This window comes from Pseudomonas sp. NBRC 111139, assembly GCF_001753955.1.
In the GTDB taxonomy this organism is placed as follows: Bacteria; Pseudomonadota; Gammaproteobacteria; order Pseudomonadales; family Pseudomonadaceae; genus Aquipseudomonas; species Aquipseudomonas alloputida.
Genome location: NZ_BCBP01000017.1, coordinates 162,506 through 182,964 on the forward strand (window position 1 = coordinate 162,506; position 20,459 = coordinate 182,964).

17 protein-coding genes and 2 pseudogenes are annotated in these 20,459 nt (G+C 63.5%); 14 read left to right on the forward strand and 5 right to left on the reverse strand.

Annotated elements, in window-relative coordinates:
* Nucleotides 1-22 precede the first annotated feature (22 nt).
* The gene (locus BJQ17_RS03490; protein ID WP_054888236.1) at nt 23-1,261 is read right to left on the reverse strand and encodes an acyl-CoA dehydrogenase family protein; all 1,239 of its coding nucleotides are present in this window, start codon (nt 1,259-1,261) and stop codon (nt 23-25) included.
* Nucleotides 1,262-1,599: 338 nt separating this feature from the next.
* Here BJQ17_RS03490 and msuE point away from each other — a divergent pair, with 338 nt between their 5' ends.
* The 7 genes from msuE (at nt 1,600) to BJQ17_RS03525 (ending at nt 8,593) form a co-directional block, all read left to right on the forward strand.
* Nucleotides 1,600-2,160: an FMN reductase gene (msuE, locus tag BJQ17_RS03495; RefSeq protein ID WP_004576525.1), complete on the forward strand. Its 561-nt coding sequence runs from the start codon at nt 1,600-1,602 to the stop codon at nt 2,158-2,160.
* Between the two features lie 26 nt (nt 2,161-2,186).
* Nucleotides 2,187-3,278 (forward strand): dimethylsulfone monooxygenase SfnG, encoded by a 1,092-nt coding sequence (gene sfnG / locus BJQ17_RS03500; protein ID WP_070095530.1) that lies wholly within the window; start codon nt 2,187-2,189, stop codon nt 3,276-3,278.
* An 11-nt stretch (nt 3,279-3,289) separates the two neighbouring features.
* Entirely contained in the window at nt 3,290-4,420 is a 1,131-nt protein-coding gene (locus BJQ17_RS03505; RefSeq protein ID WP_070095531.1) for an AMP-binding protein, read from the forward strand.
* A 9-nt stretch (nt 4,421-4,429) separates the two neighbouring features.
* Nucleotides 4,430-5,263 carry an ABC transporter ATP-binding protein gene (locus tag BJQ17_RS03510; RefSeq protein WP_017147679.1) on the forward strand — a complete coding sequence of 278 codons (834 nt, stop codon included), beginning with the start codon at nt 4,430-4,432 and terminating at the stop codon, nt 5,261-5,263.
* Entirely contained in the window at nt 5,239-6,120 is an 882-nt protein-coding gene (locus BJQ17_RS03515; protein WP_012052698.1) for a branched-chain amino acid ABC transporter permease, read from the forward strand. The genes BJQ17_RS03510 and BJQ17_RS03515 overlap by 25 nt, the downstream gene beginning before the upstream one ends.
* Before the next feature lie 12 nt (nt 6,121-6,132).
* Entirely contained in the window at nt 6,133-7,200 is a 1,068-nt protein-coding gene (locus BJQ17_RS03520; RefSeq protein WP_070095532.1) for a branched-chain amino acid ABC transporter permease, read from the forward strand.
* Nucleotides 7,201-7,267: 67 nt separating this feature from the next.
* Nucleotides 7,268-8,593, forward strand: coding sequence for an ABC transporter substrate-binding protein (locus tag BJQ17_RS03525; RefSeq protein WP_003253969.1), 1,326 nt, complete (start codon nt 7,268-7,270; stop codon nt 8,591-8,593).
* A 90-nt stretch (nt 8,594-8,683) separates the two neighbouring features.
* On the opposite strand, the pseudogene BJQ17_RS31970 reads toward BJQ17_RS03525, so the two are convergent.
* The 4 genes and pseudogenes from BJQ17_RS31970 to BJQ17_RS31565 form a co-directional block, all read right to left on the reverse strand.
* Nucleotides 8,684-8,752, reverse strand: a pseudogene (locus BJQ17_RS31970) (hypothetical protein); the annotation flags it as partial.
* A gap of 51 nt (nt 8,753-8,803) precedes the next feature.
* The gene (locus tag BJQ17_RS03530) at nt 8,804-9,907 is read right to left on the reverse strand and encodes a sigma-54-dependent Fis family transcriptional regulator (protein WP_003253968.1); all 1,104 of its coding nucleotides are present in this window, start codon (nt 9,905-9,907) and stop codon (nt 8,804-8,806) included.
* 8 nt (nt 9,908-9,915) lie between these two features.
* Nucleotides 9,916-11,103 carry an acyl-CoA dehydrogenase family protein gene (locus BJQ17_RS03535; protein WP_070095533.1) on the reverse strand — a complete coding sequence of 396 codons (1,188 nt, stop codon included), beginning with the start codon at nt 11,101-11,103 and terminating at the stop codon, nt 9,916-9,918.
* Between the two features lie 46 nt (nt 11,104-11,149).
* Complete coding sequence (locus BJQ17_RS31565; RefSeq protein ID WP_003253966.1) at nt 11,150-11,323, reverse strand: hypothetical protein; 174 nt, start codon at nt 11,321-11,323, stop codon at nt 11,150-11,152.
* Nucleotides 11,324-11,496: 173 nt separating this feature from the next.
* Here BJQ17_RS31565 and BJQ17_RS31975 point away from each other — a divergent pair.
* The 7 genes and pseudogenes from BJQ17_RS31975 to BJQ17_RS03570 form a co-directional block, all read left to right on the forward strand.
* A pseudogene (locus BJQ17_RS31975) lies at nt 11,497-11,664 on the forward strand (ABC transporter); the annotation flags it as partial.
* 437 nt (nt 11,665-12,101) lie between these two features.
* Nucleotides 12,102-12,671 carry an acyl carrier protein gene (locus BJQ17_RS03545; protein ID WP_070095534.1) on the forward strand — a complete coding sequence of 190 codons (570 nt, stop codon included), beginning with the start codon at nt 12,102-12,104 and terminating at the stop codon, nt 12,669-12,671.
* Between the two features lie 11 nt (nt 12,672-12,682).
* On the forward strand, nt 12,683-13,957 hold the full coding sequence (locus BJQ17_RS03550) for a beta-ketoacyl-[acyl-carrier-protein] synthase family protein (RefSeq protein WP_070095535.1): 1,275 nt from the start codon (nt 12,683-12,685) through the stop codon (nt 13,955-13,957).
* Between the two features lie 169 nt (nt 13,958-14,126).
* Nucleotides 14,127-15,041, forward strand: coding sequence for a beta-ketoacyl synthase (locus BJQ17_RS03555; RefSeq protein WP_070095542.1), 915 nt, complete (start codon nt 14,127-14,129; stop codon nt 15,039-15,041).
* Complete coding sequence (locus BJQ17_RS03560; protein ID WP_070095536.1) at nt 15,038-16,336, forward strand: beta-ketoacyl synthase; 1,299 nt, start codon at nt 15,038-15,040, stop codon at nt 16,334-16,336. The genes BJQ17_RS03555 and BJQ17_RS03560 overlap by 4 nt, the downstream gene beginning before the upstream one ends.
* Nucleotides 16,333-17,544: a beta-ketoacyl synthase N-terminal-like domain-containing protein gene (locus tag BJQ17_RS03565; RefSeq protein WP_070095537.1), complete on the forward strand. Its 1,212-nt coding sequence runs from the start codon at nt 16,333-16,335 to the stop codon at nt 17,542-17,544. Before BJQ17_RS03560 ends, BJQ17_RS03565 begins: the two co-directional genes overlap by 4 nt.
* A gap of 38 nt (nt 17,545-17,582) precedes the next feature.
* Complete coding sequence (locus BJQ17_RS03570) at nt 17,583-20,453, forward strand: aminotransferase class III-fold pyridoxal phosphate-dependent enzyme (protein WP_004576535.1); 2,871 nt, start codon at nt 17,583-17,585, stop codon at nt 20,451-20,453.
* The last annotated feature ends 6 nt before the right edge of the window (nt 20,454-20,459 follow it).

Sequence of the window (20,459 nt, forward strand, 5' to 3'; positions counted from 1 at the left end):
GGGTTTGCCCCAGGCCATGCTTTCAGGACTGCTTGGCACCGCCACCGATCTGCCAGACATAGGGCGGTTCGCTGCCATTGACGTGCCAGTCGCCGATGATGCGTTCCTTGTAGATCACCGGGTTGTGCGAGGCGGCAGTACGGGCGTTGCGCCAGTGGCGATCGAGCTGTTTGGTGGTGCTGGTACCGGAGGCGCCGAGGGTGTTGAACAGGTCGCTGGTGGCACGCAGCACCCATTCGATGGCCGCCACCTGGGCCTGGGCCGATTCCAGTTCGGCGGCGATGTTGGCCTTGCGCTCGGCGTTCTCGTCATTGCCGAAACGCGCCAGGTAGGCTTGCTGCGCGGCCTCGCTGGCGCGCAGGGTGCCTGCCTCGGCGGCGTAGATCAGGCCGGAGGCCTTGCCGATAACCTGCAATACCTGTGGATCCTCGCTTACCGCTGCGCCATTGCCATGGCTGAACACGCGCGTGCGCTTGCTGGTTTCCTGGCTGAAGTCACGCACGGCGGCGCGGCCGGAACCGACGATGACGGCGAGCAGCACCAGTTGGTAGAAGGCCGTCTGGTATTTGAAGCGGGTGGCGAAGTCGATGATGTTCTCTTCCTCGACCACCGCGTTCTCGAACACCGAGGTGCCGCTGCCGGTGGTGCGCTGGCCAAAACCATCCCAGTCGTCGCTCTGGGTGATGCCGGGTTGGCGGGTACGGATCGCTGCGATCACGTCGCCACCGGTGTCGTCTCGGCGGGCGAACAGGTCGATCCAGTCGGAGAAGAGGCTGCCGGTGCTGTAGTACTTGGTGCCATTGACCACCCACTGATCACCCTGGCGCGACACCCGGGTGCTGACGTCGCCGATCTTCACTGCGCCCACCTCCGTCCAGGCGCAGCCCACCAGATCGCCGTCGACGAAGCGTTTGAACCAGACGTCCTGTGGTGTGCTGGCATGGGCGTTGAGGCGGTCCTCGACGAAAGCAAAATGCCCGCGCAGTGCCTGCGGCACATTGGAGTCGGCTTCGGCCAGTTCGATCAGCAGCTGGAACAACTGTGGCAGGGAAGCGCCGGCACCGCCCTGTTCGACGGGTACACGCACGGCGCCGAAGCCGGCTTCCTTGAGCCACTGGATGGGCTCATGGGGCAGGGTGCGGTTGCGCTCGCGTGCCACGCTGGATTCGGCGATGCGGGCAAAGATGGGGCGGAAGCGGGCGGCAAGGGATTCGTAGTGGGTACCGGTAGACAGGTGGGGCAGTGGGGCTTGGGCGGTCATCGCAGTTCTCCTCGATTGATGCGATTGCTGACGGTGACGCTCTCGCAAACTTCGTGCCTTGCAGTGAATGCCTTTTAAATCAACGGGTTGTGATCATTCTGGTGGGGCGGGCTGTTCGCTCGCCGACAGCTTGCTGAATGACTGTTGGTGGGCGGTCAATTGCGTTTTCCGGGGCAACTGTTGGCCGAGGGTCAGTGGTTCAACAGCTTGTTGGCCGAAAGACAGTTCAGGCTGCTAGCGCTAGCGTTCAAGTACTTGAATTTAAAGGTTTTTATGGGTTGGCACGGTTGCTGCTCAAGCTTCCTCAGGTAATGCCCGCTGGGCAAGGAGGGATGAGCATGAACGCACGTGTTATCAGGGTCGTGGTGGTGTCCGGCAGCCTGCGGGCCCCATCACGCACCCATGGTCTGCTGCAGGCCCTGGTGGAGCGGCTGCCGGCTGTGTTGCCGAAGCTGGAGGTGCACTGGGTGCGCATCGCCGAACTGTCCGCCAGCCTGGCCGGTTCGCTGGAGCGCGATAGCGCCTCGGCTGACCTGCAACCGCATTTGCAGGCCATCGAGCAAGCCGACCTGCTACTGGTCGGCAGCCCGGTGTATCGCGCGTCCTACACCGGTTTGTTCAAGCACCTGTTCGACCTGGTCGATCACCAGTCGCTCAAGGGCGTGCCCGTGGTGCTTGCCGCCACCGGTGGTAGCGAGCGACATGCCTTGATGATCGATCACCAGTTGCGCCCGCTATTCGCTTTCTTCCAGGCCCACACCCTGCCGTACGGCCTGTACGCCAGTGTCGAGTCTTTCGACGATCAGCGCCTGGCTGACCCTGCGCAGTTCGAACGGATCGAGCGGGTACTCGATACCGTCGGCGCCTTCTTTCATATCCCGGTCGCCCGCGCGGCCTGACTTTCCGAGTTACAGGAGACATCGCCATGAGCCAACCGATCAAATTCGCCTACTGGGTTCCTAACGTCAGCGGTGGCCTCGTTGTCAGCAAGATCGAACAACGCACCAGCTGGGACATCGATTACAACCGCAAGCTGGCGCAGATTGCCGAGCGTTCCGGGTTCGAGTACGCGCTTTCGCAGATCCGCTTCACCGCCGGCTATGGCGCTGACAACCAGCACGAGTCGGTAACCATCAGCCACGCGCTGCTGGCCGCCACCGAAAAACTCAAGGTGATCGCCGCGATCCTGCCCGGACCCTGGACGCCGGTATTGGCAGCCAAGCAATTGGCAAGCATCGACCAGTTCACCGCGGGCCGCATCGCCATCAACGTGGTGTCCGGCTGGTTCAAGGGCGAGTTTCGCGCCATCGGCGAGCCATGGCTGGACCATGATGAGCGCTATCGCCGATCCGAGGAGTTCATTCGTGCGCTGAAGGGTATCTGGACGCAGGACAATTGCAGCTTCCACGGTGATTTCTACCGTTTCAACGACTACACCCTCAAGCCCAAGCCGCTGCAGCAACCGCACCCGGAAATCTTCCAGGGCGGGAGCTCGCGGGCCGCGCGCGACATGGCCTCGAGGGTCTCCGACTGGTACTTCACCAATGGCAACAGTGTCGAGGGCATCAAGACCCAGGTCGACGATATCCGCACCAAGGCAGCGGCCAACGGGCATTCGGTGAAGGTCGGGGTAAACGCTTTCATCATCGCCCGCGACACCGAAGAAGAGGCCCGCGCGGTGCTGGCGGAGATCATCGCCAAGGCCGACCCGGAGGCGGTCAACGGCTTTGGCAGTGAAGTGAAGAACGCCGGTGCGGCCAGCCCGGAAGGCGAGGGCAACTGGGCCAAGTCGACCTTCGAAGACCTGGTGCAGTACAACGACGGCTTCAAGACCAACCTGATCGGTACGCCACGGCAGATCGCCGAGCGCATCGTCGCGCTCAAGGCGGTCGGCGTCGACCTGATCCTCTCCGGCTTCCTGCACTTCCAGGAAGAGGTCGAATACTTCGGCAAGCATGTGTTGCCGCTGGTGCGCGAACTGGAGCAGGAGCAGCATGCCTCCCTCGCTGTGGCCTGAGGTGCGCGGCCATGCATGAGGCGTTCGCGGACAACCTGCCGGCCAGCTTGCTGGCCCGGGCACATCAACGTGGGGCGGACGTTGCGTTGCGCCACAAGCGTCTAGGCCTGTGGCAGGCGCGCAGCTGGGCGCAACTGCTGGCCGAGGTGCAGAGCCTGGCCACCGGGCTGCGCGAGGCCGGCTTCGCGGCCGGCGACAGCCTGCTGATCGTCAGCCGGCCGCGCCCTGAGGCGCTGCTGGCAAGCCTGGCGGCGCAGTGGCTGGGCGGCGTCGCGGCACTGCTCGACCCGCTGATGCCCGACGCGGAGCAACTGACGCTGTTGCGTGAACTGCAGGCCGGGTTCGTCTTTGCCGAAGGTCAGGAGGAGGTCGAGCGGGTGCTGGCGAGCGGTCATGTGCCGGCATTGCTGTTTTACGCCGATGGCCGTGGCCTGGCGGATTCCGGGTTGCCGAATTACGCTCGCCTGGCCGCGCAGTTGCCCGATCCTGCCTTGCCGGTGCAGGCGCAGAGCGAGCGCCCAGCCTTCAGCTTTCACCGGCTGGATGCCGATGGCCAGGTTCAGCAGCACGGGCTCAGCCATGCCGAGGTGCTGGGCGAGGGGCGTCGGCTGGTCGAACAGGAGCGCCTGACGGCGGCCGAGGAAGCCTTGGCCTCCCGCAACTTCGCCACCAGCGGCCAGGCCCGCTACCTGCTGGCGCCTTGGCTGCTGGCAGGCTTTCGGATGAATTTTCCGGAGAGCCTGGCGACCCGCGACACCGACCGCCGTGAACTCGGCCCGACCCTGGTACTCGGCACCCACGACAGCTACGGCCGCCTGTATGCACTGGCGCAGCAGCGTCTACCGCTGCCGGGCAGCCTGCTGCGGCGCGGGCTGGACTGGGCGCTTGACGCGCGCGGTGGGTTGCTGCGCAACGGCTTTGGCCACGTGTTGCTGCGTCGGCCTTTGCGCGATGTGCTGGGCCTGAGCCGCACCCGGGTGCCGCTGCTGGTCGGTGAGGCCCTGCCGGGCGAGGTGCAGGCGTTCTTCGCCGCCCTTGGGGTGGCGCCGCGTATCTGGCGGGAGGCGCCCCGCTGGCAGGCCGTGCGCAGCCCTCGTTCATCCCTCGCTGCTCGGTCGCAAAGCCGGGTTCAGCCCGTCTGAGGAGCGTTCATGTCGAATTCCCCGTTGCTGGAGCTGGAGGGCATCAGCCTGTCGTTCAAGGGTGTGAAGGCCATCAGCGACATCGGCTTCAGCGTCGCCGAAGGCGAGATCTGTGCGCTGATCGGGCCCAATGGCGCGGGCAAGAGCTCGCTGCTGAACATCATCAATGGCGTCTACCGGGCGCAGCAGGGGCGTATTCGTTTTGCCGGGCAGCAGCGTCGGGTGATGCACCCACATGCAGCGGCACGCGACGGCATCGCTCGCACGTTCCAGAACATCGCGCTGTTCAAGGGCATGAGCGTGCTCGACAACGTGCTCACCGGGCGCAACCTCAAGCGCCGCAGTTCCTGGCTGGAGCAGGCGTTGCGCATCGGCCGCGCGCCGGGCGAGGACGATCGCCAACGCGCCGCCGCCGAGCGGGTCATCGAGTTTCTGCGCATCCAGCCGTGGCGTGACGAAATCGTTGGCACCTTGCCCTATGGCCTGCAGAAGCGGGTCGAGCTGGCCCGTGCGCTGGCCGCCGAGCCGCGCCTGCTGCTGCTCGACGAGCCGATGGCCGGGATGAATGCCGAGGAGAAGCGCGAAATGAGCCGCTTCATCGTCGAGATCAACCGTGAGTTCGGCATGACGGTGGTGCTGATCGAGCACGACATCGGCGTGGTCATGGGCATTTCCCACCATGTGGTGGTGCTCGATTACGGCCGCAAGATCGGCGACGGCTCCCCCGAGCAGGTTCGCCGCAACCCCGACGTGATCGCGGCCTATCTGGGTGTCCGCCCGGCGGCAGCTTCGGGGCTGTTCCCACACAGGAGCGCGACATGGCATTCTTTTTCGAAGTGCTGATCGGTGGCCTGCTGGCCGGGGTGATGTACTCCCTGGTGGCCATCGGTTTCGTACTGATCTACAAAGCCAGCGGTGTGTTCAACTTCGCCCAGGGGGCGATGGTACTGTTCGCCGCGCTGACCTTCGTCAGCCTGCTGGAGCGCGGCGTGCCGTTCTGGCTGTCCTTTCTCGTCACCTTGGCGACGATGATTGCCCTGGCGCTGCTGATCGAACGGGCGGTACTGCGGCCATTGGTCGGGCGTTCGCCGATTACCCTGTTCATGGCCACGCTCGGCCTGGCCTACATCATCGAGGGCGCCGCCCAGGCCCTGTGGGGCGCCCAGGTTCACGGCCTGGAGCTGGCCATCAGCGACGCGCCGCTGGAACTGGGTGGCTTGCTGCTGTCGCAGTTCGACCTGTTCGCCGCCGCAACGGCGGCGGCCCTGGTGGTGCTACTGTCCTTGCTGTTCAACCGCACGCGCATCGGCCTGGCGCTGCGTGCGGTGGCCGACGATCCCCGCGCGGCGATGAGCGTCGGTATCCGCCTGCCGAGGGTGTGGGCGGTGGTCTGGGCGGTGGCCGGGTTCGTCGGGCTGGTCGCCGGGCTGCTCTGGGGCGCGCGCCTGGGGGTGCAGTTCTCGCTCTCGCTGGTGGTGCTCAAGGCCCTGCCGGTGCTGATCATCGGCGGCTTCACCTCGATCAGCGGGGCGATCGTCGGCGGCCTGATCATCGGCGCTTCGGAGAAGCTCGCCGAGGTGTACCTCGGGCCGCTCATCGGCGGCGGCATCGAAAACTGGTTTCCCTATGTGCTGGCCCTGCTGTTCCTGCTGGTGCGTCCGGCTGGGCTGTTCGGCGAGCGCGCCATCGAGCGAGTCTGAGGAGCGTCGATCATGCTGTATCGAGAAGCGGGTCAGTTCAGCGTGCGTTACGCCGACGACCGACGATTCTTCCGCCTGCGCCAGGATCGGCTGGGTCTGGCGGCCTTGGTCCTGTTCGCCTTCATCGGCGTGCCACTGCTGGGCAACGATTACTGGTTCAGTGCCATCCTGATCCCATTTCTACTGCTGTCGCTGGCCGGCCTAGGGCTGAACCTGCTGACCGGTTATGCCGGGCAACTGTCCCTGGGTTCGGCGGCGTTCATGGCAGCAGGTGCCTTCGCGGCCTATAATTTCGAGCTGCGCGTGGCGTGGCTGCCGCTGCTGGCCAGCCTGCTGCTCGGCGGCCTGGTGGCGGCGCTGGTGGCCGTGGTGTTCGGCCTGCCAAGCCTGCGCATCAAGGGCTTCTATCTGCTGGTGTCGACACTGGCGGCGCAGTTCTTCGTGCCATGGGCGCTGACCCGCTTCAGTTGGTTCAGCAACGACAGTGCCTCGGGGGTGATCAGCGCGCCGCCGCTGCTGATGGCCGGGTATGACTTTTCGTCGCCGGCCGGGCGCTACCTGCTGACCCTGGCGGTGGTCAGCGCGCTGTTCTGGCTGGGCGCCAACCTGGTGCGCAGCGAACTGGGGCGCAACTGGATGGCGGTGCGCGACATGGACACCGCCGCCGCAGTGATCGGCATCCCCCTGTTGAAGACCAAACTGCTGGCTTTTGCCATCAGCGGCTTCTACCTCGGCGTGGCCGGTTCGCTCTGGGCCTTCACCTACCTGGGCACGGTGGAGCCACACGGCTTCGACCTGAACCGCTCGTTCCAGATCCTGTTCATCATCATTATCGGCGGCCTGGGCAGCATCCTCGGGAACTTCCTCGGCGCCGCCTTCATCGTGCTGTTCCCGGTGCTGCTGTCGAACCTGGCCGGGTTGCTGCCGACCGGGCTGATCGATGCCGGACAGATAGAGAACCTGCAGAAGATGGCCTTCGGCACGCTGATCATCATCTTCCTGATCAAGGAACCGGAGGGCCTGGCGCGCCTCTGGCAACGCTTTCGCGAGCGCACTCGGCGTTGGCCGTTGCGCCACTGAGCGAACCTTCGCACCGGGCTTCGCCCGCCTTATGCCACTGCCCACTGATTTGTAAAGGATAACCACGATGTCGACCCGATCCGTCCTCGGCCGCCTGGCGCTGGCCGTGAGCCTAGCGGCCGGTGCACTCAACGTGCACGCGGCCAACGAACAGTATTTCCCCCTGCAGAGCTACCGCGTTGGCCCCTATGCCGCAGGTGGCACCGGTTTCTTCGGTGGTTTTATCGATTACCTCAAGTACGTCAACGCCCAAGGCGGCGTGAATGGTGTCAAGCTGACCTGGAGCGAGTGCGAGACTGAATACGTCGTGGAGAAGGGGGTGGAGTGCTACGAGCGCCTCAAGGGTGGGCTCAACGGCGCACCGGCTGCCGCCACCAATCCGCTGTCGGTGGGTATCGCGTATGCCACCCTGGAACGCTCCACGGCCGACAAGCTGCCGCTGATCACCATCAACCATGGGCGTACCGACTCCACCGATGGCAGCGTGTTCCCTTACGTCTTCCCGCTGCAGCTCAATCCCTATTCCGAAGTATCGGCCATCGTCAACTGGATCGCACAGCAGGCAGGCGGCGAGCAGGGCCTCAAGGGCAAGAAGATCGTCACGCTCTTTCACGGTTCGCCCTATGGCAAGGAAACCAACGAGGTGCTGCAGGCCCTGGCGGACAAGTACGGGTTCGAGTTGACCCTGCTGGAGGTGCCGCACCCCGGCAACGAGCAACAATCGCAGTGGCTGAACATCCGCCGTCTGAAGCCGGACTGGGTCATCCTGCGCGGCTGGGGCGTGATGAACCCGGTGGCGCTGAAGACTGCGCAGAAGGTCGGTTTCCCTGCCGACCGTATCATCGGCAATATCTGGAGCAACTCCGAGGAAGACGCGGCGCCTGCCGGTGCCGCGGCCAAGGGCTTCATCGCCATCACCACGCATCCGTCCGGTACCGAGTTCCCGGTGCTGCAGGGCATCGAACAGGCGGTGGTGGACAAGGGCCAAGGCGACCTGGCCGATCCGAAGCGCTTCGGCACCGTTTACTACAACCTCGGCGTGGTCAACGGCATCCTCAACGTCGAGGCATTGCGTCTGGCTCAGGAGAAGTTCGGCAGGCAACCGCTGAGTGGCGAGCAGGTGCGTTGGGGCTTCGAACACCTGAACCTGGACGATACCCGCCTGCAGGCACTCGGTGCCAAGGGGCTGGTGCAGCCGCTTAAACTGTCCTGCTCCGACCATGAAGGCGGTGGCGCGGTGCGCTTCCAGCAGTGGGACGGGCAGAAGTGGAAACTGATCAGCGACTGGGTACAGGCCGACCGCGCGTTTTTGCGGCCGATCATCGAGGCCTCGTCGCATCAATATGCCAAAGAGAAGGGTATCACCCCGCGTGATTGCAGCCAGGAAGGCTGATCGCGCGGGCAGGGCCGGTGGCGTCCCCCCGGCCTGTCTTCAGCCCTGCGCAGTTCGGGCGCCGCCGCGCACCAGGCCCACACCGGCTCAAAGGTTGGGCGCCGCTTCCAGTCTGTTGCGATTGCCGCCATTTGGCGCGGCCATGCGCTTCTGTCCTTCGCAACCCTCTTGGCGCAGTTGGCAAGGGGGGCAATCGTTCGTGGCGGCCTCTCAGATTGATAGTTGTATCGCCCGCTCAGGGCGCATCTGGGGCTCTGGCCGGCGCCGATTGACCACCAGTTCGCCGATGGCGATCAGTCGGGCGCGGGTGATGTTGCGGCTCAGACCCAGCAGGCTGGCCGTGTGCACCTGGTTGCAGTGGCAGAAACGATAGGCACTGCGTAGCAGGGTGTCCTCGACCTTCTCGTGCAGGCTGCCGGCCTGCTCCTCGAACAGGCGCTGAAAGGCGCGCAGCAACTGCTCTTCGGCGCTTTCGGCGGTGCTCACCGGCGACTTGTCCTGGCGCTCGATACGCAGGTGCGACAGGCGCAGGTCGTCGTCCTGCACCAGGCCATTGCGGCACACCAGCAGGGTGTGGTGGATGACGTTTTCCAGCTCGCGGATGTTGCCGGGCCAGTCGTAGCTCACCAGCTTGCGTTCGGCCTCGGGGGACAGGCGCACTTCGCCGTAACCCAGGCGGTTGCAGTAGGTCTTGATGAAGTGTCGGGTCAGCGGCAGGATGTCGCCCGGGCGTTCTCGCAGCGGGTAGAGTTGCAGGCTGACCACGTTGAGGCGGTAGTACAGGTCTTCGCGGAAGTTGCCGGCAGCGATGGCCTTGTCCAGTTGCACGTTGGTGGCGGCGACCACGCGCACGTCGATGGGGATGCTCTTGCGCGAGCCCAGGCGCACCACTTCACGCTCCTGCAGCACGCGCAACAGCTTGACCTGGATGGCCATGGGCAGGTCGCCGATTTCGTCGAGGAACAGTGTGCCGCCGTTGCCCTCCTCGAACCAGCCGGCCTTGGCCGCCAGGGCGCCGGTGAAGGCGCCTTTCTCGTGGCCGAACAGCTCGGCTTCCACCAGCGACTCCGAAAAGGCGCCACAGTTCACCGCGACGAAGGGGCCGTTGCGCCGTCCGCTGAGGTTGTGTATGTGGCGTGCGACCAGCTCCTTGCCCGTGCCGGTCTCGCCGATGATCAGGACGCTGGCCTCGCTGGGGGCGACCTGTTGCAGGTGGGCGAGCAGCGCCTGCGATCTAGCGTCTTCGAAGACCTGTGCGGTCGCCCGGATCGAGGTGGCCAGTGACGGCGAAGGGGGGAGGGTCAGCAACTGCATGGCGATTCCTATGAGTAGAAAGATGGGGTGGGTCGCGTCTGGCTCAGTGCCCACTCACCCAGCTCGTGGAGTTTGTAGTCCAGCGGGTCGTGCAGGCTCTGGGTACGCAGGTTGCGCCAGTAGCGATCGAGGCGTAGCGAGGCGTGGGTCGCGCGTGCGCCAGTGACCTCGAACAGGCGGTTGCAGATGTCCAGGCCAGTGCGTGCCGCCGCCACCTTGGCCGTGGCGATGGCCAGCGCCAGTTGCGCACGCTCTTCGGCGCCGAGCGCGTGCTCCTTGTGCCAGGCCGCGTCGAGTTGCGTAGCGGCGCGCTCCACCAGCAGGCGCACGCCTTCCAGACCGACCCAGAACTCGCCGTAGTGGCGCAGGATGTAAGGGTCTTCGCTGACATGTCGGGCTTTGGAGCGGAACCACGGGCGGCCTTCCTTCAACGTGTAATGGCGAGCCTCTTCCAGAGCGCCTTCGGTGATACCAAGGAATACGTTGGCGAAATGCAACTGGGCGATCAGCGGGCGCAGGCTGGCGAAGGGGGTGCTCAGCGGGCCGGGGTCGAGAAGCATCTCGTTCTCTTCGACGCGCACGCGCTCGAAAGTTGCGCTGCCGCTGTCGGTCTGGCGCTGGCCCATGTTGTTCCAGTCATCATGCAGTGTGATACCGGTGCGGCCGCTGGGGATGGCAGCGATCAGCAGCTTGCCGCCAGCACTTTCATCGACTGCCGAGGCAATCAGCATTTCCGAGTCGCTGGCGCCTGAGCAGAAACTCTTCTTGCCGGAAAACTCGTACCAACCGTCGAAGCGTGTGAGTACGGTGCGGCTGTCCAGGGGGTTGAGCGCATTGCCCCAGAACCAGTTCTTGCGTGCGGTCTGCTCGAACCATGGTTGCCACTGATCGCGGCGGGAGAACAGGCGTACGGTAGCCAGCATCAGGTGCTGAAAGCCGAAGACGTGGGCGATGGAACTGTCGACCCGGGCGAATTCGCGCACCACCTCCAGGGTTTCGCTCCAGCTAGCGCCGAGGCCGCCGAACTGGGTGGGTATGCTCAGCGCCAACAAGCCGCTCTGGCGGATAGCGTCGCGCTGGGCCTTGGCTGTGCCGCCGGCCTCGTCGCGCTCGACGGCGGTTTCGGCGAACGCCGTCGCTAGGCGACGTGCAGTCTGCAAGGGGCTGAGCACGGCAGGTCGTAGAGGGGTTGTCACTCGGCATTCCTCGCTGGCGGGTGGGGAGGGCGGATTGGGGGGCGTTTCATAGCGGCTCCTCAGGCAATTTGCTCAGCACATGCGCTTGGCGGTGGAAGAGGGCTGCGGTGCGTTCTGCGGCTAGCGGGATGCGGGCCTGCAGAGGCTGGAAGAAACTGAACAGCGGGTGCAGCTGCAACAGCACCTGGGATTGGCCGGAGGTAGGCAATGACGTTGGCATCAGAAACTTCAACCCTCCAGCACGGTTACCCCGATTCATCGCGGGTCTGATGAAAGTATAAAAGTCGATTCATATCTCTAAAAATAATAAAAAATAATATTTATATTCCTTGGTAGAATATCTGTTCATTGCAAATGCAATGGCATCACAAGGCTGCCAAAGCTTTCGATCAACTGCTCGACAACGTGGCCTTGCCCCTGGGATTGCGCGGTGAGCCGGAGCGTACACGACGCGCAGCGGCACAACGGCAGTTGCAGGCGGTGGGGCTGAAAGCGTGGGGCGAGTGTTTTCCCCACGAGTTGTCTGGTGGCATGCAGCAACGTGTCGGGCTTGCGCGGGCAACCACCCACCGCTGGGTCATCTGGCTGTTGCCTATGGCCGGCTTTGCGGCGGGGCTGGTTTATCACCTGATCGGCAAGCCGGTGAACGCGGCAATAACCTACTGGTCGACGAGATTCACGGCCCGACGAAAACCGTTCCGCTGCGCAGGGTACCTCTGGTGCTTGCGGGTACGGTGACACCCCATTTCTGGAACTCTCGTGCTGTTTCAAGCCATCGATTTTGTCATCTTACGATTCCTCTCCAAGCCCCATTGAGCGGCATAAATCAAAGGTTTCAGGGTGCGTCGGGATTTCCCACAAAAAGCACTGATGGCACGTTGACTCTCCCCTTAGGGGGAGACTTTAGACTCCCGGCCCTCGATAGATCTGGCCTGAAAACAGCTTTTTTGGCCCGATGACTTTATTCATTCAATGCGGCTTTTGTAGGGAAACAATCAATGAATAATCCGTTGGAACTGGACAGCGTTATCAGCAGTACACAGGAGATTCTTGCTCAGTTGCTGGTGTTGGACAGGGGCGACGTGACAGAGCACAGCAGTATCGTTGACGACCTCAGCGCCGACTCGCTGGACATCGTCGACCTGAGCTTCCAGCTGGGCCGTCAGTACGGTTGCACCTTGCCGAAAACCAGCGTGCTGGATCACGCGGTAGCGGTGTTTGGCGACGCCACCCGGTTTATCGAAAAAGGCCGAATCACGCAGGACGGCGTGGCCTTGCTGGAGCAGAGCCTCAGCGCTTATGCGCCGGGCCAGCTGCACGTGGGCATGCAGCCGGGCGATGTCTTCTCGGCCACCACCGTGCGGAACTGGGCGCAGCAATTCCATAACGTGTTCAACCACCTCCCCGAAACCTGCCCTGAGTGTGGCGCGGTTCATGCCCAACTCAATGAACGCCAACAAGTGGTGTGTGGCGGTTGCAGTGCTCGCCTGACCCCTCTGGACGGTGACTCGATCTCGCGTCTGTTGGTTGAGCAGTACGCGGCCACCCAGTTGAAGGCTTCGGCGTAGGGGGTGCCTTGATGCAGGCCCGAGAGGTTCTGGTCACCGGCTATGGACTGGTGGCTCCCACGGCACTGGATGCGGCCTCGCTGTTCACGACGATCAGCGAAAACCGTTCCTGCATTGGCCAGCACCCGGCGTTTGTCGAACTGGGGTTTGCGAACCCGGCGGCCGGATTTATCGATGAGCAACAATGGCAGGTCATCGCGGCGGCCTTTCCGGGCGACCTGCAGACCACCTCCCGCCAGGAATGGCTGGCGCATTACGTGGCCCGTCAGGCGCTGGCCCATGCCGGGTTGGCCGACGGCGCATTTGCCCGAGTCGCCAGCGGTATTTTCGTCGGGGCCAACAAACATTGCGTGAGCGGTGATTTGCGGGACGCCAGCCGTTACATGGACGATCAGGGGCGGGTCGATCTCGACCAGTTCCTGGATAACCACACCCTCAGCGGTGGGGCGTTTGCCCGGCGGGTTGATCAGCAAACCTGCCATCTCGCCGAATGGCTGGGTATCCGTGACCATATCTCCACACATTCCGATGCCTGTGCCGCCGGCACCATGGCCATCGGCAGCGCCTATCGAGCGATCGCCCGTGGCGAGATCGACCTGGCGTTGTGTGGCGCGGTGGAGTTGATGGCCCATGAATTGTCCTACTACAGCTTTGATGGGCTGGGCGCACTCTGCCAGCGCGTGGACTTTTCCCCACAAGAACAGAGCCGGCCGTTCATGCCGGACCGCTGCGGCTTTGTGCTGAGTGAAGGGGCGGCGCTGTTGGTGCTGGAATCCCGCGAGCATGCCGAGCGTCGTCAGGCCTGTTCGCTGGGCCGGGTGCTGGGTTACGCGAATCTGTGCGAAGCAGAGAAAATCACCTCCAGCAGCCGCGACGGCAGCAAGTATGCCGCCTGCATGACGGCCGCCCTGGCCGATGCCGAACTGACCAGTGCGGCTGTGGACCATGTGAATGTTCACGGTACGTCGACACAGGCCAATGACCGTTGCGAGGCCCTGGGCCTGGCGCAAGTTTTCGGCGAAACCCTGGAGCAGATGACGTTCACCGCCAACAAATCTGCCGTAGGGCATTCGTTGGCCGGCAGTGGTGCCATTGAGGCGGTGCTGTCGTTGATGAGCATTCAGTTGGGCGTGGCCTTGCCGACCCTCAATTTTCAGCCGGAAAAATCCGAATTTCCGGCGTTGAAATTCCTTTGCGAACCGTTGCAGCAACCGATCAATGTCGTGCTCTCCAACTCCTTCGGGTTTGGTGGCGTGAACAGTTCGTTGGTGCTGGGCAGGGCATGACATGACCAGATCCAATTCAACCGCTGTTTATATCACTGCGGCGTCGGTACTCAACGCTGCCGGTACTGAATGTGCGCCTCGTGACAGTCAACCTCAGGCCGCGCAACCGCTGGATTTCGACCCGGCACGTCTGGCCCATTGTGTTGCAGCGCCCGCCTTGCCGGCGGGTGTGTACGACCGCAGACTGTCCCGCAGCCTCGAGCCTCAGGGCGCGCGCCTGCTGTATTGCGCCGGCCGTCTCGCCGAGACCTTGCGTGGGCTGGAACTGCCCGACGAGCGGATCGCATTGACCGCTGCCATTCCGGAAGTGGATGGCCCCAGCTCGTGCTGGGATGCAGTGCAGGCCATTGGCGCACAACCGGCAGATCTGTTGGCGCAATTCTTTGCCCACACACCGCCGCTGCATGCGCTGATGATGCTCAACAGCAGCGTCATGGCCCACGCGGCTGAGGCCTTGCGTTGCAAGGGGCCCATGGGCGGTTTTTGCTCCCAGGGCAATGCGGGGCTGGATGCTTTGATGGAGGCCGCTGCCCATCTGAGCGAAGGCCGTGCCGATGCTGCCGTCGTCGTCAGCAGCAGTCCGAACATCACCCCCGCGTTGTACCTGCGTGACGCTACTCACCCACCTGTGAACCCCGGCCCGTGGGTTTTCGGCGAAGGTGCTGCGGCACTGTTGCTGACGACCAACCCGGGCAGCGGTGCTCAATCTGCGTTGCGTATTGCCGGGTTTGCACGGGGTTACAGCGCGCAACCCGAGCGTGGACTGGCGGTTGGTCGCGACGTCATCGAGCGCGCTTTGAGCAACGAAAAACTGTGCCTCAGCGATGTCGGGCAAGTCGTCGCCGATGCACAGGATCCGCAGATTGCCGCGTTGTTTACCCTATCGGGGCACACCCTCGAACACTCCAAGGCGTTGCTAGGTGACTTGGGCGCCAGCGCCTTGCTCAGCGAAATTGCTGTGACCTGGGCACTGGATTGCAGCCGTTACACGCTGTTGCTCGAACATAGCCGAGGCGGGCATTGGGGCGCGGTGCTGCTGGCCAGAACGTCGTCGGACACAGAGACAATGGAGAATTACCCATGAGCCCCACACGGATCGTGATCACGGGCATGGGCGCCGTCACTGGCTTCGGTTTCGAGTGGCAGTCCATGTGGCAAAGCATGTTGGCCGGCGAGCATTGCATTCGGCCATGGCAACCGGAAGGCGTCGAGGCGGGTGCGTTCCCCGTGCGTTACGCAGCGCCCGTGGATATGGGCTTGATGCCGGCACACTTGAAAGACCATCCGGCCTGGGGATTGTCGCTGGAAAAACGCACCCGCTTTGGCTGGGTCGCGGCCACCCAAGCCATTGCCGATAGTGGTCTGAGCCCCGAACAGTTGCGTGGCGCGGCGGTATTGTCAGCGTCCGGCGCACCTGCTCATCGTTTGCAGGACATGCTGCTCAGCCTGGCGGATAACCCGGCGCAGGCGCCGTCCTGGGCTCAATTGATGGCGCGACAGGCGCAGGTCGATCCTGACAGTTCACTGTGTCAGAGCAACGACCGCCTTGCGCGGGTGATTGCCGATGGCATCGGCAGTGAAGGCCCGGTGATCAATATCAGCAGCGCCTGCGCGGGAGCGTCCCAGGCCATCGGCAATGCATTCCAGATGATCCGTCGCGGCGAGGTCGAGCTGGCCATTGCCGGGGGCGCCGATTCGGTGCTGAGCCTGGACACCATGACCGCGCTGTATCTGCTCGGCGCCGCCAGCAGCGAACAGCGTTGGGGCACCGAACTGTGTCGGCCGTTCGACCGCCATCGCAGTGGCTTGATTGCGGGTGAAGGCGGTGGTTTTGTCGTGCTCGAAACCCTCGAACGGGCGCTCGCCCGAGGGGCCACGCCGTACGCCGAAGTGCTGGGTTTCGGCAGCAGCCTGGATGCCTACAAAATCACCGCCCCCGACCCGCAGGGCCGTGGCGCGGTGCTGGCGATGCAGGCGGCCCTGACGGATGCCGGGCTGGCGCCGCAACAGGTCGATCTGATCAATGCCCACGGTACGTCGACACCCCTCAACGATGCCGCCGAAACCCTGGCGATCAAAACCCTGTTCGCCGAGCGCGAACATTATCGGCGGTTGCTGGTGACGGCCAACAAATCCCAGTTCGGCCACCTGATTGCGGCCGCCGGAGCACCGGAGTTCATGCTCACGGCCCTGGCCTGCCGGGATGATCGGGTCACGCCGACCCTGAACCTGCAGGATGCCGACGAACAATGCGACCTCGACTACTGCGCCCACCACGCGGTCAAGCGCAAGGTCGACGTTGCCCTGAGCAACTCCTTCGGTTTCGGCGGCCTCAACACTTCACTGGCGCTGGGCAAGTACCGGGAGGCGCCGCGATGAAACAGGCGGTCGCGATTGCCGGTGCGGGTTGCGTGTTGCCCAGCGGCTGGGGTGTCGAGTCTTTCTGGGCGGCCGCAACCGAAGGGCGCAGTGCAATTACGGCGCTGAACGCCCGACGGTTCAGCAGCGAACGCGTGGTGGCGTTCGGGCAAATTCAGGATCAGGACCACCAACGCAGCCGACAAGACCTTGCGCAAAACCTTCAGCGTTACTGCACGCCGGCAGTGATCTGGGGTGTCAGCGCGGTACGTCAGGCGTTGGAAGAAGCCGGCCTGGCCGATGAGCCGCCGGATGTCCGTTTCGGTTTGTATTGCTGTCAGGGCGGCTACACCCATCCGTCTCTGGAATCCTATGCCGAGTTGTTGCACGGCTGTCGGCAGGACGGCGTCGCCGACATGGCGGCGTTCGCCAAACGGATCCTGCAAGACCGTGCCCAGGACCCTTTTCTGGTGCTCAAAGGCTTGAGCAACTGCTTGCTGGGTGTCACCAGCCTGGCGCTGAAACTGGTGGGCGAGTGCAACGCCTATATGCAAGGTGTCGCCGGCAACCTGGCAGCCTTGCGTGAGGCTACGGCCGCTTTGCAGGCTGGCCGAATTGACGCGGCAATCGTTGTCGGTGCGGGCAGCGAGCTGGATGCCCTGGCGCTGTCCGGGTTGGTCCAGGCGGGTGTCATCAGCGCCAATGGCTCTAACACGCTGCTGCCGTTTGACCTTCGGGGCACCGGCGGCATTGCCGGGGAGGGCGCGGCAGCATTGGTGCTGCGCCGGCGCGAAGACCTGCCGGCCGGTCCTCAGGCGTGCCTCGCCGACATGACGGCCCATGCCACCCTCGGTCGCTTGAGCCTGCCCGACAGCCCAACCGATGTGTTGGTGTGCAGCGGCACCGGCGATGCGCACAAAGACCGCGTGTTGTGCCAGACGCTGGCCCTTGCGCGCGCCTCGCACATCACCAGCGGGTTGGCGATCAACGGCATTCTCAGCGCGGCGCCGAGCCTGGTGGATCTGATGCTGGCGCGTTGCGCATTGCAGGCCCAAAGCGTGCCGCCGATTGCCGGTTTGCAGCAACCAGTGGCGAACCTGCCGTTCATTCAGGGCGCGCCCCACGCCGCGAGCCTTGCGCATTGCCTGGTGCTGAACCGCGACGACAACGGATTCAGCGCCGCCTATCAAGTGCTCTACAGCGCAAAGGCCACTCAGGACTGCCGCTGACTACCGCCTCTTTTTTACTTTCAAGGGATATGACTGTCATGGATTATCGCGATTTCGTTCGGCCCAAATTCGTCGGCCTGCTCCAGGCACTGGGCCTTGAGTGTCAATTTGAGCGCGCCCTCGGTAGCCAGTTGTTCTACCGCAACCCCAAGGGCGACATGGTCGCGGTCACCGACTTTCTCGGCGGTTACGGTGCGGCACTGTTCGGCCACAACGACCCACAGTTTGTCGATCAGCTATGTGCGCTGCTGCGCAGCGACGTGCCGTTCAACGCACAAATGTCGATCCGCGGTGCGGCCGGGCAATTGGGGCGAGCGCTCAGCGACGCCTTCAATCGCGAACTGAAGAACACCGAACGTTATGTTTCGACTTTCTCCAACAGTGGCGCGGAGGCGGTGGAAATCGCCGTCAAGCACGCGGAGTTCCGTCGCCAGAAGAGCCTGCAAAAGCAGTTCGACGACATCGATTTCACCCTGGCCAGCCTGACCGCCAGCGAACACGCTTACCGCGAACTGGAGGTGGCCGACCTCGACCTGCCTGCAGGTGTCCTGCCGACCACCCTGAACAGCGTGACCTTGCGTCAGGTGGTTGAAGCCGTTCGCCAACACAACCTGGCGCAGTTGCACATCGAACCGGTATTCGTCGCCCTGCGCGGCAGCTTCCACGGCAAATTGGTCAATACCGTGCAACTGACCTATGGCCGTCAGTACCGCGCGCCGTTTGCCCGTTTTGGTCTGAACGTCGAGTTCATCGACCCACAGCAGCCCCATCAGTTGCAGGCATTGCCGGCCCGGCACACGCACCATTGGTTGAGCCTGCAATGGGACGGCGAACACCTGCACGTGCTGCAACTGCCGTTCAGTGCGATTACCGCCGTGTTGATGGAACCGATTCAGGGCGAAGGCGGTATCAACGAGTTCGCGGCCGAGTTCTACCTGGGGCTGCGCAAGCTGTGTAACGAGCAACAATGCCCGCTGGTGGTCGATGAAGTGCAGTCGGGCTTTGGTCGCGCCGGGACGTTTCTTGCCAGCAGCCAGTTCAACCTGCAAGGTGACTATTACTGCCTGTCCAAGGCCCTCGGCGGCGGCTTGATGAAAATCGCCGCGACGGTGATCCGCAGCAGCCACTACGAAGGCGAGTTCAGCTACATCCACAGCTCGACCTTCGCCGAGGACGACCCGTCCTGCCATATCGCGCTGTCGGCATTGCGCCGGTTGTTCGCCAATGACGACGCGATGCTCAAAGACATACGCACCAAGGGCGCCTACCTCAAAGCCTCGCTCAATGAGCTGAAGATGGCCTATCCGGATGTGATCGCCGATGTGCGCGGGCGTGGCTTGCTGGTGGGGCTGGAATTGCACGACTTGAGTGTCAGCAGCTCGCTGGTACAGGCGTCGGCCCAGTACAACGATGCCTTGGGTTACTTGATCGCCGGTTACCTGTTGCAATTCGAAGCGTTGCGGGTAGCACCGTCGGGCAGCAACTCCAACGTGATTCGCCTGGAGCCGCCAGCCTGTATCACCCTGGGCGAAATCGACGGGCTGATCGCTGCCCTGCAACGGGTCTGCGACATGCTGCGCCGTGGCGATGCGTTGCCGTTGGCGGCGGGTATCTGCGCGGACTCGATGCCCACCGTGCCAGCCCGTCAGGACGATTTTCGGGTGACCGAGCCCGTTGAAAACAGGGATGCCAAGGTCGAAGTCGTCGCTCGGGTAGCGTTCATCAACCACCTGATCGATGCCGATATCCTCGGTGACGTCGATCCCTCGCTGGCAGCCCTGAGCCCGGAACAAAAACGCACGTTCATCAATCGCACCAAGCCTGAACGCCGCGCTGTGCCAGTCGGCCCGGTGATCATTCGGTCGCGCCTCGGCATGGCGGTGGAGTTCACGTTATACCCGCTGTGCATGGATTCGGATGCCATGGCCGAGTACATCCGCAGTGGTGACCTGGACAGCATTCGCGAAGAAGTCGGCAGGCGTGTCACCGATGCCCGCGCCGATGGCTGCAGCATCGCCGGCCTCGGGATGTACACCTCGATCGTCACCAACAATTGTCAGGCGCTGAAGATTGCCGACATGGCGCTGACGTCCGGCAACGCCCTGACCATCGGCATGGGGCTCGAAGCCATCGAGCAAGGCTGTGTACAGCAAGGTCTGGCACTGCGCGAGCAAACCGCTGCCGTTGTCGGTGCCGCCGGTAACGTTGCGTCGACCTATGCCTCGGTGCTGTCCGCCACCGTCGATCACCTGATTCTGATTGGCAGCGGTCGTGACGGCTCGGTTCGGCGCCTGGAGAAAACCGCGCAACAGATCTACGCCGACGCGGCCCGTTCGATCCTCAAAGGCACGGCCGAACACGACCGGCTGGCGCAGCGACTGCTGACCCTTGATGGTTTTCGTGGCGTGTTGCACTCACATGGCCAAAAAGCCGACCTCGGTTTGCACATCGCCCGTCTGGTGGATGAGCGCCTTGGCGCGAACGCCTTCATCACGGTCACCAACGATCTCGACGCCATCAAGGGCGCACGGATTGTCCTGTGCGCTGCCAATGCGCCTCAGCCGTTCCTCGGTGCCGAACATTTCGCCGAGCGCAGCGTGATTTGCGATATCGCCGTGCCGCTGAACGTCCATCAAGATCTGCCGAGCCAACGCGAAGACGTGCTCTACATGCACGGCGGCATCGTCCAGACGCCGTTCGACGATGGCCTGGCGCCCAACGTGCGGGCCTATCTGAAAAAAGGTCAGCTGTATGCGTGCATGGCCGAGTCGGTGTTGATGGGCTTGTCTGGCATGAGCCAGCACGGCTCCTACGGCGATATCAGCCGTGAGCAAGTGCAGCAGGTCCGCGCACTGGCCGCGACCCACGGTTTCACCCTCGCGCAATTCAAAACTCAAAACTCACTGTAAGGAGCG